Below are 15,238 nucleotides of genomic sequence, written 5' to 3'. Positions count from 1 at the left end.
ACCAGCGATGACAGGTTTCCCCATCAGTTCGGCTGATATCGCCTTTGCGAATGCCGAATTACGTGCTCTTATGCGCCGCGCTTGAGCAAAAAATAATAAGCGAGCGGACGGAGCAACCGTGCCGTGATCGCGCAGGGGGAACGCCATGACAGGGGACCGCAAGCCGTCGGCCATTAATAATGCCGCACCGACCAGAGCCTCACAAAACAAGCTGAACCGCCGCAAATTCCTCGCCAAGACCGGCGGCGTGCTGGCGGCAGGCGCGTTCGGCGCCGTTCCGCTGCGCGGCTGGGCGGCCGATCCGATCAACATCGGCGCGCTCTATCCGACCACCGGCAGCATGGCGCAGATCGGCGTCGGCTGCGTGGCTGCGGCCAAGCTCGCGGTCGACATGGTCAACGAGGCCGGCGGCATCAAGTCGCTCGGCGGCGCCAAGCTCAACCTCATCGTCTCGGACGTGCAGAGCGACACCACGGTGACGCGCACCGAGACCGACCGCCTGATCACGGGCAACAAGCTGTCGGCGATCCACGGCTGCTATGCCAGCGCGCTGACCTTGATCGCGAGCGAAGTCTGCGAACGGGCGAAGGTCCCGATCATCACCGGATCGAGCTCCGATCAGCTCAACAAGGGACGCACCTACACCTTCACGCCGTTCGCGCGCGCTTCGCAGTTTGCCAAGGCGCAGCTGCAGATGGCCAAGCTGGTCAGCGAGCAGGCCAAGGTCGCCGTAATCTTCGAGAACACCGCGTTCGGCACCTCGACCTCGAACGGGCTGAAGGAGCTGGCGCCGGGCGAAGGCGTCGAGATCGTGATGTTCGAGCCCTACTCGGCCGGCTTCACCGATGCGAGCCCGCTGGTCAACAAGGTCAAGGCCTCCGGCGCCAACACGCTGTTCTCACTGTCCTATCTTAACGACCTCATCCTGATCGTGCGCACCGTGAAGCAGGTCGGGCTCAACATCGCGATCAACGGCGGCTCCGGCGGCTTCGTGATGCCGGACTTCTACAAGAATGTCGGCAATGCCGCCGAGGGCCTGCAGGGCGTTGCGCACTGGAACCACGACGTCAGCGACGACGCGCAGAAGGTGAATGCCGAATTCAAGAAGCGCACCGGCGAGTTCGCGTTCGAATATGCCGGCGGCCTGGTCGCGCAGACCTTCATGCTGGCCGACGCGCTGGAGCGCGCCGCCTCCGCCGATCCCAAGAAGGTGCGCGAGGCGCTCTCGACGCTCGATGTTTCCTCGGGCTTTGCTGCGATGGCGCCGGGCGGCAAGGTGAAGTTCGGGCCGGACGGCAAGAACGTCTACGGCCGCCCGGTCGGCGTGCAGTGGCAAAACACCGATCTCGTCAGCGTCTTCCCGAAGGAAGACGCCCGCGCCCCGCTGATGAAGACCTGAACCGCGGTCGCATCGCATGTGGGAGACACTGGCCCAGGCCGTGATCAACGGCCTGCTCATCGGCGGCATCTACGCGCTTGTCAGCATCGGCGTCACGCTGATCTTCGGCGTGGTCAAGATCGTCAACTTCGCCCAGGGCGAGTTCGTGATGATCGGGATGTATATCTCGTTCTTCCTCGCCACCCAGTTCGGCATCGATCCACTGGTCTCGCTCGTGGTCTCGATGCCGGTGCTGTTCCTCGCCGGCGTCCTGATCCAGCATTTCCTGATCCGCAGGGTGCTGGGGCCGAACGACATGCCGCAGATCTTCCTGACCTTCGCGCTGTCGCTGTTGCTGCTCAATCTCTCGCTGATGTTGTTCAGCGCCAATTACCGCACAGTCCACACGTCCTATTCGGATGCGGCGTGGCATATCGGCGGGCTGTACATCCCGGTGGCGAAACTGATCGCCTTCGCGGTCGCGATGGCGCTGAGCGGGCTGCTGTGGGTATTCCTGCACACCACCGATCTCGGCCGCGCGATGCGCGCCGCATCGCAGAACCGCGACGTCGCGATGCTGATGGGGATCAATCCGAACCGCGTGTTCGCGGTCGCGTTCGGCACCGCGCTGGCGCTCGCGGGCGCCGCCGGCTCGCTGCTGATGCCGTTCTATTCGGCCTATCCATTCGTCGGCCAGGTATTCGTGCTGATGGCGTTCGTCGCGGTCGTGATGGGCACGCTCGGCAATGTGATGGGCGCGCTGATCGCAAGCCTGATGATGGGCGTCGCGGAATCGCTCGGCATCCAGTTCGTCGGCGCCGATTCCGGCTTGATCGTGGTGTTCGCGCTGCTGCTGCTGACGCTCGCGTTCAGGCCGAGCGGGCTCGGCGCCAGGAGGGGCCGGTGATGCAGACGTCCAGCAACTTCAAATGGCTGTGGCTCGCGATCGGGGCGGTCGTCATGCTCGCCTTGCCCCAGCTCGTCACCTCATCGTTCGCGATCGACATCTTCATCCGCATCCTGCTGTTCTCCTTCATCGGCGTCGCCTGGAACCTGATGGGCGGCTACGCCAAGCAGCTGTCGCTCGGCCACGCCGCCTATTTCGGGCTCGGCGCCTATACCTCCACCATCATGCAGGTGAACTACGGCATCTCGCCCTGGATCGGGATGATCGCGGGCGGCGTGGTCGCGATGCTCGCAAGCCTGCCGATCGGCTGGCTCTGCTTCCGCCTGCGCGGCCCCTATTTCACCATCGCCACCATCGCGACCGCCCAGGTGCTGATGTTGATCTTCCTCAAGTTCCGCGACTTCGCCTGGGGCGCCGAAGGCACCACGATCCCGAACCTCGGCAGTGCGCCGTTGATGATGCAGTTCGAGGAAAAGTCGTCGTACTATTACGTCGTGCTCGGCCTGCTCGTGGTCGGGCTGTGGATCACCCACAGAATCGAGAAATCCTGGATCGGCTACTATCTCGTCGCGATCGGCGAGGATGAGGACGCCGCCGAGGCGGTCGGTGTCAACGCGCCGAAGGTCAAGCGCGACATCTACATGATCAGCGCGTTCCTGACCGCGCTCGCCGGCACCTTCTACACGCAATACATCTACTTCATCGATCCCGCGACCGCGTTCAGCTTCAACGTCTCGATCGAGGCGGCGCTGGTGTCGATCGTCGGCGGCATCGGCACGCTGTGGGGACCGGTGATCGGCACCGTGCTGCTGGAGACCACGTCGGCGCTGCTGCAAAGCTGGCTCGGCAGCTCGGTCGGCGGCATCCAGCTCACGGTCTACAGCCTGATCCTGATGGCTGTCATCCTGTGGCGGCCGACCGGACTGATCGGGTTCGCGACCGACATCTATCACCGCACCGCCCGGCGCAAGCCGGCGCGCGCCTGAGGTCGTCGCGATGGCAGAAGCACTCGTCATCAAGGGTCTCAGCAAGCGCTTTGGCGGCCTGCGCGCCGTGCAGGACGTCAGCTTCACGGTGCAGGAGAACGAGACGGTCGCGCTGATCGGGCCGAACGGCGCCGGCAAGACCACGAGCTTTCATTTGATCACGGGATTTCATCGGCCGGATTCCGGCTCGGTGCTCGCCTTCGGTCACGAGATCGTGGGGCTCAAGCCGCATGACGTCTGCGCGCTGGGCCTTGCCCGCACCTTCCAGGTGGCAAAGCCGTTCGGCGCGATGACCGTGCTCGCCAATGTGATGACCGGCGCGTTCCTGCGCGACCGGCATATCGCGGCCGCGCGCAACAAGGCGCTCGAGGCGATCGAGTTCGTCGGCCTCGGCGCCAAGGAGCAGACCCCGGCCAAGGACCTCACCACCATCGACCAGCGCCGGCTGGAAATGGCCCGCGCGCTGGCAACGCAGCCAAAGATCCTGCTGCTCGACGAGGTGATGGCCGGACTCAACCCGGCCGAGATCGACCAGGCGGTGGCGCTGGTGAAGAAGCTCTCCGCCAGCGGCCTCACCATCGTGATCGTCGAGCATGTGATGCGCGCGATCATGGCGGTGGCTCGCCACATCGTGGTGCTCGACCACGGCCAGAAGATCGCCGAGGGCGCGCCGAAGGAGATCGTGGAGAATCCGGAAGTGATCCGCGCCTATCTCGGCTCCTATGTGCATCCGCCGGCGCAGGGAGACGCCCATGCTTGAGCTCTCGCGCGTCAGCGCCAGCTACGGCTCGGTCCCTGCCATCACCGATGTCAGCATCTCCATTGGCGAGGGCGAAGCCGTCGGCCTGGTAGGTGCCAACGGTGCCGGCAAGAGCACGACGCTGCGCGCCGTCTCCGGCCTCGTCAAGCTGTTCGGCGGCAAGGTCACGTTCGACGGCGTCGACCTCGCCACGCTGCCGCCCTACCGGATCCCCGAGCTCGGCATCGCGCATGTGCCGGAAGGCCGCCAGGTGTTCCCGGAAATGACGGTGCAGGAGAATCTCGAGATCGGCGCCTACACGCCGAAGGCCAAGGCGGATCGCGCGCGCACGATGGAGCTCGTCTACAGCATCTTCCCGCGGCTCGCCGACCGCAGGAGACAGCTCGCCGGCACCATGAGCGGCGGCGAGCAGCAGATGGTCGCGGTCGGCCGCGGGCTGATGCTGAAGCCCCGCCTTCTGATGCTGGACGAGCCCTCGCTCGGCCTCGCGCCCGTCATGACCGACGTGACCTTCGAGAAGATCGGCGAGATCCACAAAATGGGCACCGCGATCCTCTTGGTCGAGCAGAATGTCAGCCGCGCGCTGTCGCTGGTGCAGCGCGCCTATGTGCTGGAAAGCGGCAACGTGATCATGCAGGGCACCAGCGCCGAGCTCGCGGGCAACAAGCAGGTGCAGGCGGCGTATCTCGGGATTCGAAACCGCGCCCGAGGGCGACCTCTCCCGTCAGTGCGAGCGAAGCGAAGCAATCCATCTTCCGCTTCCTCACAATGACGCAAACACATCTGCCATCCCGTCATCCTGAGGTGCGAGCCTTGCGGCGCAATTGCGCCGCTGGGCGAGCCTCGAAGGATGAATCGGCCGGTCTGTCACCCTTCGAGACGCCGCTGCGCGGTTCCTCAGGGTGACGGTCGTTGTTCTGCATGTGCGGCCCTACGTCACCGCCGTCCGCTTCGGCTCGACGATCTCGAACATCCGCGGGAATTCGTCCATCAGCGCCATCAATTCATCGAGCCGCTGCAGCTCGCCGGATGTCTTGATCCTGCCGGCATCGACGGCGTCCGGGAAAGTGGTCAGCTTGGCGATGACCTCGTCCAGCACGCTGCGTGCTAGCGTGAAGCTCGCCTGCGCATCGGCCGCCTGCGCACCCCTAACGTAGGTCAGGGCGGAATTCTCGAGATTGAGCACGAAGGTCTCGCCGGTATCGGTGAAGCTCCAGTTCAGCACGATGCGCTTGCCCTCGGCCTTGGGGCCGTTGAGGCGGACGCCGAGCACGTCCCAAAGCTGCTCGGTGCGCAGCGCAGCCAGCGTCTCGCGCGGCATCGGCGAGCGCGGCGGCGTCTTCGGCATGCCCTGCCGCAGCTCCTGCGCACCGAACAGATAGGCGTTGCGCCAGGTCGAGCTTTCCGCGGCATAGCCGAGCTGCTCGAACGTGTCGGCGAGGAGCGAGCGCGCGGCTTGATTATCAGGCTCGGCGAACACGAGATGGCTGACGGCCTGCGCCACGAAACGGAATTCGCCCTTGGCAAAATCCGCCGCGGCGCGTTTCAGGATCGCGTCGGCGCCGCCCATATACTCGACATATTTCTTGCCGGCCTCGACCGGCGGCAGCGGATCGAGGTTGACCGGATTGGCATCGTACCAACCGAGATATTTCTGGTAGATCGCCTTCACATTGTGCCTGATGTGGCCGTAATAGCCGCGGCCGTGCCAGGCGCCCTCCAGGCTCTGCGGCAGGCGGATCGTCTCGGCGATCTCGGCTGCATTGAGCCCATGGTTCATCAGACGGATGGTCTGGTCGTGGGCGTATTTGTAGAGGTCGCGCTGCTCGCGGATCATACTGTCGATCCGCGCCTGCCCCCACACCGGCCAATGATGCTGGCCGCACATCGCCTCCGCCTTGCCGCCCCACATCTGCAAGGCCTCGCCGAGATATTTCGACCAGGCCAGCGCGTCGCGCACGTCGGCGCCACGGAACGGCAGCAGATTGTGGAAATTGTGGGTGCAGTTCTCCGCAAGATTCAGGAGCTTGTAGCGCGGGATGAAGAAATGCATCTCCGCCGGCGCCTCGCTGTTCGGCGCCATCTGGAATTCGAACTCGACGCCGTCGATCACGCGCTTGTCGCCGGTCGCGATGATCAAATCGGTCGGCCGCAGCAGCGCCACGCCGCCTGCCGCCATGGTCTTGCCGAGGCCGCAGTCGACATGCCCGCGCGCGCCCTTGGCGAGGAACGGCCCGAACTGGTATTGCGCACGGCGCAGCATCGCCGGCCCGGCGATGATGTTCTCGGAGACCGCGTGCTCCATGAAGAAGTTCGGCGCGACGATCGGCACGCCCGCCGCCAGCATGGCGTCGTCGAGCACACCGCGCGCGCCGCCCCAATGGTCGGTGTGGGTGTGCGTGAAGATGACGGCGGCGACCGGCCGCTTGCCGCGGTGCCGGAAGTACAATTCCATCGCGGCGCGCGCGCCCTCGATCGAAGTCAGCGTGTCGACCAGGATGACGCCCTTTTCGCCCTCGATCAGCGTCATGTTGGCGATGTCGAGGCCGCGCACCTGATAGACACCCGGCACCACCTCGAACAGGCCGTGATGCATGTTGAGTCGCGACTGCCGCCACAGGCTCGGATCGACGGTCGCGGGCGCTTTCTCCTCGGACAGGAATCCGTAGGGCTCGAGACTCCAGACCACCCTGCCCTGGGCCGAGGTGACGCGTGCGTTCTCGATGGTGCCGAGAAAGCCGCGCGCGGCGTCGTCGAAGTCCCTGGTGTCGGCGAACGGCAGCGCCTTCAGCGTCGCCGCGTGCTGCGCGATGACCGGCGCGGATGCCGCCTTCGGACCTTCGTGCGGCGTTTCGCTTGCGGTTGTCTGGGCCATACTCAAGCACTCCCTCGATTGGCGGAAATCGGTTCCGATCGCGCTTCCCTCAGCGGAATTGCACGCCCTCGAACTGGCCGCTGCGGCGCCAGCCGTCGATATATTTGAAGTAGGCCAGCGCGCCCGAGGGATGGCCGACATTGAGCTTGGCCGCGGGACCCGGCTCGCGGCCCTCATTGTTGTAGTAGCCGGGCGTGCAATCCGGCCCGCCGATCATCCGGCCGACGCCGGTCAGCAGCAGCTCGACCCAGCGATCCTCGGCTTCCTTGCTGACTTCGATTTCCTTGAAGCCGTTGTCCCGCGCGTGGCCGACCATCAGCGCGATGGTGCGCGCCGCTTCGGTCAGGTTGTGCGGCACGTTGGAGATCAGATTGGCGCCCTGGGTCGGCTGCACGAAGAACACGTTGGGGAAGCCGTGCACGTGGATGCCGTGCTTGGTACGCATGCCCTCGGCCCAGTGCTCCGATAGCTTGATGCCGTCGCGGCCGGTCAGATCGAAGCCCGCGCGCCGCTTGTACTCGGTACCGACCTCAAAGCCGGACGCATAGATGATGCAGTCGAGCTGATACTCCTTGCCCGCAACGACGATTCCGTTCTCGGTGATCTCCTCGACGCCCTTGCCGTCGGTATCGACCAGATGGGTGCCCGGCGTATTGAACGCCTGCAGATAGGCGTCGTGGAAGCATGGCCGCTTGCAGAGCTGGCCGTACCAGGCCTTGAGATTCCTGGCAGTGTCGGCATCGCGGACGATGGTGTCGACCAGGTTGCGGATTTCCTCCATCTTCTCGAAGTCAGAATCCTCGAACGCGGCCCGCATGTTCTCCACGCTTCGCTGCTCGCGCGGCAGCAGCATGATCTTGGCGCGGATCCGCTTCGACAGGTCGGTCCAGCCGTCCTGCACCAGATCCTCCTCGGCCGATCCGCCGGCCTGGTTGGCGGTGAAATTCTCCAGCCAGCGCTGTTGCCAGCCCGGCGTCGCGATCTCGGCAAACCAGTCGGGATCGATCGGCCCGTTGCCGCGCACATCGACCGACGACGGCGTGCGCTGGAATACGTAGAGCTCCTTGCAGGCGCGGGCGAGGTGCGGAATGCACTGCACCGAGGTCGCGCCGGTGCCGATGATGCCAACGCGCTTGTCGGCAAGCTTGTCCATCAGCGCGCCCTTGGGGTCACCGCCGGTGTAGTCGTAATCCCAGCGGCTGGTGTGGAACGAGTGGCCCTTGAAGCGCTCGATGCCGGGTATGCCGGGCAGTTTCGGCACGTGCAGCGGGCCTGTGCCGATGCCGACATATTGCGCGGTAAACGCGTCGCCCCGCGTGGTGCGGATGATCCAGCGCGATTGCGCGGCGTCCCAATCGAGGCTCGTCACCTCGGTGTGGAACAGCGCGTTGTCGTAGAGACTGAATTGCCGGCCGATCCGCTGGCAATGCGCGAGGATCTCGGGCGCATGCGCGTATTTCTCGGACGGCATGTGGCCGGTCTCTTCCAGCAGCGGCATGTAGACCATCGACGCCGTATCGCATTGCGCGCCGGGATATCGGTTCCAGTACCAGGTGCCGCCGAAATCGCCGCCCTTCTCGACAATGCGGACGTCCTTGATCCCGACCTCGGTCAGCCGCGCCGCGGTGGCGAGCCCGGCGAAGCCGCCGCCGATAAAGGCGAAGGTGACGTGATCGGTCTTCGGCGCGCGCTCAACGACCGGCGTGTAGGGATCGTCGAGATAATGCGCGAGCTGGCCCTTGATCTGGAGATACTGGTCATTGCCGTCGGGACGCAGCCGCTTGTTGCGCTCCTCCTGATACTTCAGGCGCAGCCTCTCCTTGTCGATCGCGGCGGGCTTTGCGTCTCGGGCTTGCTCGGTCATCGTCATCGGGAGTCGCCTCGCTCCAGCGGTTCCTTGTCCTTATTCCCGGCAGATAAACCGATATCGACACGATTTGCAAATTCATTCCGATATATTGACAAATCAGGCCATCTGCGACCAATATTCCGTATGATAGCATCTTCCCCTGCCGAGACTCAGGCGGATCCGTCCTTTGCGACCACCCTGGCCCATGGGCTCGATGTACTGGCGGCGTTTCGCCGTCATCCCGGCTCGCTGTCGAACGCCGAACTCGCGTTGCATACCGGCCTGTCGCGGCCGACGGTGTCGCGGCTGACCTACACGCTCGAGCAGCTCGGTTATCTCAGGCGCGACACCAAGGGCCGCTTCGTGCTCGGGCTGGGTGCGCTCGCCGCCGCCTATCCTGTGTTGTCCGCGCTGAAGGTGCGTCAACTGGCACGTCCGCTGATGCGCGACTTCGCGACCTATGCCGGCGGCACGGTGTCGATCGCGATGCCGTTCGGCATCGACTTCATCTATGTCGAGACGCTGCGCACGACGGATACGGCGCCGCACGTGCCCGACGTCGGCTTTGTCAGCACGCTGGCGCCGACCGCGGTGGGGCGCGCCCTGCTGTCGCTGTTCACCGAGGACGAGCTCGGCGCCTATGTCGCGCGCGTCAAGGCCGAGCGCCCTGACGAATTCGATTACGTGCAGAAGCGCACCTTGCCCGACATCGAATTGTGCCGCGAGCGCGGCTTTGCCGTCTCGCTCGGCGAATGGCGGCGCGAGATCTTCGGCGTCGCCGCCCCGCTCTATCGCACGCCGACGGGCGAATGCTTGTCGGTCAATTGCGGCGTTCCCTCCTTCCGCTTCAGCGCCGAGCAGATCGAGCGCGAATGCGGCCCGCGCATCCTCGGACTAGCCCGCAGCATCCGCGCGCTGGTGGAAGAAGGTTAGGCGGCGAACCGACGGCACGCTCACATCATTGCGAGGCGGCGACGGCCGCGGCGCCACTAATCATGCGATGCCGGCCCGCTGTCGCTATAGGCCCACAGGCATTCGCGCGGCAACGCGACCTGTGCCTCGACGCCGACCTGATGGCGCGCGGCGGTGCCGAGCTCGATCGCTTCCAGCCGTTTGCCGAACAGCTCGATGCCGTAGGCGGTCTGGGTGCCCTGATATCTGCGGTCGAGCACCTTTGCCGAGAACGTGTTGGCGCCGTCGGGCCGGCCGATCGCGATGTTCTCGGGCCGCAGCGCGATCCGCACTTTCTCGTCGGGCTTGAGCGCCTGGCACAGCGCGACCTCCCCCTGCCGGCCGTCACCGAAATCGACCACCCCATAGCGGCCGTTGCATGTGACGAGCGTGCCCGCGAGCTCGTTGGTGGCGCCGGTGAAATTGGCGACGAACAGATCGGCCGGACGGTTGTAGATCACGTCGGGCGTGTCCATCTGCAGCAGCTTGCCGTCGCGCATCACCCCGATCCGGTCGCCGAGCACGACCGCCTCGGCCTGGTCATGGGTGACGTAGAGCGCGGTCATCCCGGTCTGCTTGAGGATGACGCGAAGGTCGTCGCGCAGCCGCAGACGCAGTTTGGCATCGAGGTTCGACAGCGGCTCGTCGAGCAGGAGGAGTTGCGGCCGGTACACCATGCTGCGCGCCAGCGCGACGCGCTGCATCTGGCCGCCCGACAGCGCCACCACCGGCCGGTCGGCATAGTCGGACAGTCCGACCAGCGCCAGCGCCTCCTCGACCATGCGGGCAGCATCGGTGCGCCCGATCTTGCGGTGCTTCAGCGGATAGATCACGTTCTGCCGCACCGTCATATGCGGCCACACCGCATAGGACTGGAACACCATGCCGAGATCGCGCGAACGCGGCGGCACGAGGATGCCGCTTGCCGGCGAGGAGACCACCCGCCCGGAAATGCTGATCTCGCCACCGGTCGGATGCTCGAGCCCGGCGACGCAGCGCAGCGTCGTGGTCTTGCCGCAGCCGGACGGCCCCAGCAGCACCACGATCTCGCCGGCCGGCACGCCAAAGCTGACGCCGTCGATGGCCGGGCGGCCGATCGAGAACTGCTTCCTGAGATCGGTGACTTCGAGCGTCGCCGTCATCGCTGCACCATCAGCCTATTGCCGGTAGCCAAACGTCTTGTCCCAGTCCGCGACCCACGCCGCGTGCAGCTTCACATACTCGTCGAACTTCGGATACCAGAGCTTGACCACCTTTGGATCGAACCCCTCCGGATATGCCGGCGGCGCCTTCAGGGATGTGAGATTGCCAAGCTCCTTGATCATGAAGGTCTGTCCTTCCTTGGACAGACACCAGTTCAGGAACAGCTTTGCTGCATTGGGATGGGCCGCCGTCTTCGGAATGCCGGTCGCGTAGGGATTGACCGGAGCGCCTTCGGGCGGAAAGAAGATCTCGATCGGCGCGCCGTCCTTCTTCTTTTGGTAGATCACGTTGTAGAGCAGCGGCGCGATCGCGATCTCGCCGCGCACCAGCGCATCGGCCGTCGGCGCGCCGGAGGGATACAGCACCGGATGGGTCGCCGCCTGCTTGGCCCAGTAGTCTTCGCCGAGCACCTGGCGCTCGAACATGATCCGCGTCCAGGTGGTGCCGCCGGACTGCGCGAACACCTGCCCGATCAATTTGTCATACCGCGGCTTGGTCAGGTCCATCCAGGATTTCGGCGGGTCCTTCACCAGCTCGGTGTTGTAGGCGATCGACCAGGCGATCGTCGCGCGCGGCCAGTATTTCGGCGAGATCAGCGCGTGCGGATCGTAATCGGCCGCGTTCGGCGGCGCGTAATCCTGGAACAGGTCTTCCAGCGGCTGCATCAGCGCGCGGTCGGAATGGTCGACGACGTCGGCGATCAGCTTGCCGGCCGCGGCCTCAGTCTTCACGCGGGTGATCAGCTGGCCGCCGGGCGCCCGGACCATCTCGACCTTGATCTCGGGAAAGCGCTTATTGAAGGCCTTGATGACCTGCTGCTCGATCTCGGCGAAGTTCGCGGTGTAGTAGACGAGCTTGCCTTCGGACTTGGCCGCCGCGATCAACTCCGCCGAGCCGAACTCCTGCGCCTGTGCCGCAGGCGCCAATGCAAGCGTCACCACGCTTGCCAAGGCCAGTGTGGTGAAGGTTCGTCTATCCATCGCAATCCTCCCCTTATTCGTTGTTATCCGGTCCGCGCCACGTTGCCCTGCGCCGATCCGCGCGACAGCCAGTTGGCGCCGCCGATCAGGACACCGAGCAGCACCGTCTGCACCAGGCTGAAGGCCGCGGTCTTGCCGATATTGCCGCCCTCGTAATAGTCGAGCAGCAGCACCGACATCACCATGGTGTTGCTGGTGTAAAGGAACAGCGACGAGCCGAGCTCGCGGATCGCCAGCACGAACAGCAGCGTCATTGACGCCAGCACGCCCGGCCGCGCCAGCGGCAACACGATCGTCCTGATGGTGCCGAGCATGCCCTTGCCGCAAACCCAGGCCGCCTCCTCGAGCTCGCGGTGGATCTGCAGGAACGAGGTCGACAGCGCCTTCACGGTGTCCGGCATGAAGCGCGCAATGAAGGCCAGCGCGAGAATCCAGATCGTGCCGTAGAGCCCGCCCGGCACGCCGATCCAGGCCCAGAGATAGGCGACGCCGACCACCAGCCCGGGGATCGCGACCGGCAGGGTCGAGATCAGGTCGATGGCGCCGCGTCCGCTGACGCGGGTGCGATGAATGGTGTAGCCGATCGCAAAGGCGAGCCCGCCGCCGACAACAGCCGTGATGACGCCGACCTCGACCGCATTGTAGATCGAGCGCATCGTCAACGGATTGTCGAAGATGCTCTCGAAATGCGTCAGCGAATATTGCCGCATGTCGAACAGGCTCGCGACGTCGCGGATGAACATGAACTTGCGGAACGCCGCGACGATCAGCGCCAGCGACGGCAGCACCACGACGATGAGGAGGTAGACGATCCCGATCGCGAAGGTGAGCCAGCGCCATGGGCCGAGATCGAGGCTGCGCGGCCGGAACGCCTTGCCCGCGACGGTGGTATAGCTGCGTCCGCTCAGCAATTTCTGCTGCAGATAGACCAGGAGCCCCGTGACCACCATCAGGATGATCGCGACCGCAGCCGCGGTGTTGTAGAGCGGCGGCGACCAGTTGGTGAGCTTGAAGATGTAAGTGGTGAGCACGTTCAGGTTGGTCGGCGCGCCGAGCACGGCGGGGATGCCGTAGATGCCGAGCATCACGATGAAGGACAGCAGCATGCCCGAGACGATCGCCGGCATGATCAGCGGGAACGTCACCGTGAACAGGGTCGCGACCGGGCTCGCGCCGGAGATTTCCGCGGCCTCCTCCAGGCTCGGGTCCATGTTGCGCAGCGCCGACGAGGTGAACATGTAGACATAGGGCGCGTAGTAGATGCCGAAGACGAACACCAGGCCCCACATCGAATAGAGATCGACGCGCAGGTCGGAGCCCATCCACTTGAACATCGTGTTGATCAAGCCGGTCTTCGGCGAACCGAGAATGGCCCAGGCCACCCCCGCGACCAGCGGCGGCGCGAACAGCGGCAGGATGCTCGCCGCGGCGATGAAGCCCTTGAACGGCGTGTTGGTGCGCACCACGATCCAGGAGAACAGGAGCCCGATCGCGACCGCGATCACCGTGCCGCCGCCGCAGGCAATCAGCGTGTTGAGCAGCGCTTCGGCGACGTTCGGATTGGCCAGCACGGCGAGGAAATTGGCGATCGACAAATGGCTCAGGCTGAGACGGATGCCGTCGACCACCGGATTGGTGTCGGTGAGCGCGCCGAGCAGCAGCATGAAGACGGGATAGATGACCAGGAAGGTCAGGATCGCCAGCAATGCCGCGACCCAGAGTCCGGTGAACGCGCGGCGGCGAGTTCCCTCGCTGGCGCTTCGCATGGCTTCGCTGCGCCGGTCGGCCTGTCCGTGCAATGCGCGTTCCCTCTTGCGGCCCGATCTGACGCCGGGCCTGCTTGTATACCAAGGGTAGTCGATCGCGACTGTGACGCAAGCTATCCGAAAGTCGCTTCGGCGCGTTTCTGTGACGCACCATGGGAACACGAAATCGATTGATCGCGCTCGCACGCTGCATCCACCGCCGTCGTCCCGGCGAAGGCCGGGAGCCATACTCCGCGGCGGATGTCTTGAACGGGACTTGGCGTTCCAACACGCCCGATAAGCAGCATCGGTGGTTATGGGTCCCGGCCTGCGCTGGGACGACGATGCGGGTGGGGCGGAATTCGAGATGTCAAAACAGCCACTCGGTGTCATCACCCGCGCAAGCGAAAGCGGGTGATCCATCACTGACACCTCACTCCAAGGCATGGACGGCCTCCCGAATTGGACCAATCCAGCCGAATGTTCCAATGTTGATGTGTCGGCTATGTCTCCGAACACCCGTCAGTGATCTGTCCGGGCTGAACATCGAGCCGGGCGATGACAGATGTGGATGGGACGCAGTTGCGTCGCCACAGGCTGCCGGGACGCCGGCCCGGAACGATCCGGGCCGGCGTCGGCATCCTAGGCAAGGTAATTGCCTTCGAGCGCCGGCATGATGTCGAGCACTTCGAAATAGTGGTCCCAGAACCTCGTCTCGCGCAGGTGGTTGCAGAACCACGCCCAGGCCGAGAGGTCATCGGTCTCGCAGATCATGACGTCGGTCGCCCTGGTCGAGAAGGCCTCCGGCTCGAACCAGCGCACCTTCAGCTCCGGACGGCGCCGGAGCAAGGGAATGACCTCCTCGTGCAGGAAGGCGAGGCGCTGGTCGGTCTTCAGATCGAGCCAGTGCCGCGTGGTCTTGACCATGACGAAGATATGAAACCTGTGCGGATCGTCCTCGTGCTCGGGAAGCACGGGGACGAGGTCGTTTGCAGTGTCACCATTGATCGGTTCTCCTTTCACGGCCATAATGTGAGCAATTGCTCATATTCCACAACTCGCGTTTTGGGAGATGCCCGCCATGCCGGCGAAGCGGCGCACAAAGTCCCGCAAACAGCCGCTTCAGCAGCGTTCGCGGGAAACCGTGGCGGTGATTCTGGAAGCGGCGGCTCGCGTTCTGGAGGCGCGTGGGCTCGAGGGCTACAACACCAATGCGGTCGCCGAGCGCGGCGGGATCAGCGTCGGCTCGGTGTACCAGTACTTCCCGAACAAGGACGCGCTGACGCTGGCTTTGATCACGAGGTTCGAGGACGCGCTGCTGGCGAAAGTGCGGGATGCGGTCGCGGCATCCGAGGGCAAGAGCCTGACGGTATCGCTCAACCTGATCGTTCGGGCCCAGCTCGAGGCGCATGCCGAGCGGGCCCGGCTCAATCGCATTCTGGAGGCCGAGGAGGATCGCCTGCGCCCGGCGTCATCGGGCACGTCAGCGGCCGGCGAATTGAAGGAACTGGTCGCTGCCCTGCTGGCCCGGCATCGTCGTGAGATCGCAAGGCCAGTCGACGATGACGCCGTCGAGGATCTGATCGTGATCAGCCGCGCCATGG

The 15,238-nt window shown here is 64.9% G+C and carries 12 protein-coding genes and 1 pseudogene; 7 read left to right on the top strand and 6 right to left on the bottom strand.

The window, feature by feature from the left end; all coding sequences use genetic code 11:
* Window positions 1–145 precede the first annotated feature (145 nt).
* The 5 genes from ACSKB9_RS36915 to ACSKB9_RS36895 are packed head-to-tail and all read left to right on the top strand — an operon-like array spanning window position 146 to window position 4,803.
* Entirely contained in the window at window positions 146–1,399 is a 1,254-nt protein-coding gene (locus tag ACSKB9_RS36915) for an ABC transporter substrate-binding protein (protein ID WP_438079347.1), read from the top strand.
* Between the two features lie 16 nt (window positions 1,400–1,415).
* Window positions 1,416–2,285, top strand: coding sequence for a branched-chain amino acid ABC transporter permease (locus tag ACSKB9_RS36910; RefSeq protein WP_028334343.1), 870 nt, complete (start codon window positions 1,416–1,418; stop codon window positions 2,283–2,285).
* The gene (locus ACSKB9_RS36905; RefSeq protein WP_076827047.1) at window positions 2,285–3,271 is read left to right on the top strand and encodes a branched-chain amino acid ABC transporter permease; all 987 of its coding nucleotides are present in this window, start codon (window positions 2,285–2,287) and stop codon (window positions 3,269–3,271) included. The genes ACSKB9_RS36910 and ACSKB9_RS36905 overlap by 1 nt, the downstream gene beginning before the upstream one ends.
* A 10-nt stretch (window positions 3,272–3,281) precedes the next feature.
* Window positions 3,282–4,031, top strand: a complete 750-nt coding sequence (locus ACSKB9_RS36900) for an ABC transporter ATP-binding protein (RefSeq protein WP_438079344.1) — start codon at window positions 3,282–3,284, stop codon at window positions 4,029–4,031.
* Window positions 4,024–4,803: an ABC transporter ATP-binding protein gene (locus tag ACSKB9_RS36895; protein WP_438079342.1), complete on the top strand. Its 780-nt coding sequence runs from the start codon at window positions 4,024–4,026 to the stop codon at window positions 4,801–4,803. The genes ACSKB9_RS36900 and ACSKB9_RS36895 overlap by 8 nt, the downstream gene beginning before the upstream one ends.
* 159 nt (window positions 4,804–4,962) lie before the next feature.
* Here ACSKB9_RS36895 and ACSKB9_RS36890 read toward each other — a convergent pair whose 3' ends face one another.
* Both ACSKB9_RS36890 and ACSKB9_RS36885 read right to left on the bottom strand, forming a co-directional pair.
* Window positions 4,963–6,906 carry an alkyl/aryl-sulfatase gene (locus ACSKB9_RS36890; protein WP_438079340.1) on the bottom strand — a complete coding sequence of 648 codons (1,944 nt, stop codon included), beginning with the start codon at window positions 6,904–6,906 and terminating at the stop codon, window positions 4,963–4,965.
* A 49-nt stretch (window positions 6,907–6,955) separates the two neighbouring features.
* The gene (locus ACSKB9_RS36885) at window positions 6,956–8,776 is read right to left on the bottom strand and encodes a flavin-containing monooxygenase (protein WP_438079338.1); all 1,821 of its coding nucleotides are present in this window, start codon (window positions 8,774–8,776) and stop codon (window positions 6,956–6,958) included.
* 123 nt (window positions 8,777–8,899) lie between these two features.
* Here ACSKB9_RS36885 and ACSKB9_RS36880 point away from each other — a divergent pair, with 123 nt between their 5' ends.
* A complete protein-coding gene (locus ACSKB9_RS36880; protein WP_057017541.1) occupies window positions 8,900–9,688 on the top strand; it encodes an IclR family transcriptional regulator in 789 nt (262 codons plus the stop codon).
* Between the two features lie 56 nt (window positions 9,689–9,744).
* Here the strand turns inward: ACSKB9_RS36880 and ACSKB9_RS36875 are convergent, their stop codons facing one another.
* The 4 genes from ACSKB9_RS36875 to ACSKB9_RS36860 all read right to left on the bottom strand — a co-directional run bounded on the left by ACSKB9_RS36875 (window position 9,745) and on the right by ACSKB9_RS36860 (window position 14,609).
* Window positions 9,745–10,848 carry an ABC transporter ATP-binding protein gene (locus ACSKB9_RS36875; protein WP_438079336.1) on the bottom strand — a complete coding sequence of 368 codons (1,104 nt, stop codon included), beginning with the start codon at window positions 10,846–10,848 and terminating at the stop codon, window positions 9,745–9,747.
* A gap of 15 nt (window positions 10,849–10,863) precedes the next feature.
* Window positions 10,864–11,889, bottom strand: coding sequence for an ABC transporter substrate-binding protein (locus ACSKB9_RS36870; RefSeq protein WP_438079334.1), 1,026 nt, complete (start codon window positions 11,887–11,889; stop codon window positions 10,864–10,866).
* A gap of 23 nt (window positions 11,890–11,912) precedes the next feature.
* A complete protein-coding gene (locus tag ACSKB9_RS36865; RefSeq protein WP_246786855.1) occupies window positions 11,913–13,688 on the bottom strand; it encodes an ABC transporter permease in 1,776 nt (591 codons plus the stop codon).
* A gap of 588 nt (window positions 13,689–14,276) precedes the next feature.
* Complete coding sequence (locus tag ACSKB9_RS36860) at window positions 14,277–14,609, bottom strand: darcynin family protein (protein WP_438079331.1); 333 nt, start codon at window positions 14,607–14,609, stop codon at window positions 14,277–14,279.
* Window positions 14,610–14,706: 97 nt separating this feature from the next.
* Between ACSKB9_RS36860 and ACSKB9_RS36855 the strand changes: the two are divergent.
* Window positions 14,707–14,916, top strand: a pseudogene (locus tag ACSKB9_RS36855) (helix-turn-helix domain-containing protein); the annotation flags it as partial.
* Window positions 14,917–15,238 lie beyond the last annotated feature (322 nt).

This window comes from Bradyrhizobium sp. BR 1433 (genome assembly GCF_051547665.1).
In the GTDB taxonomy this organism is placed as follows: domain Bacteria; phylum Pseudomonadota; class Alphaproteobacteria; order Rhizobiales; family Xanthobacteraceae; genus Bradyrhizobium; species Bradyrhizobium australafricanum.
Note: the sequence above shows the minus strand (reverse complement) of the source record. Positions and strands in the feature narration are given on the sequence as shown.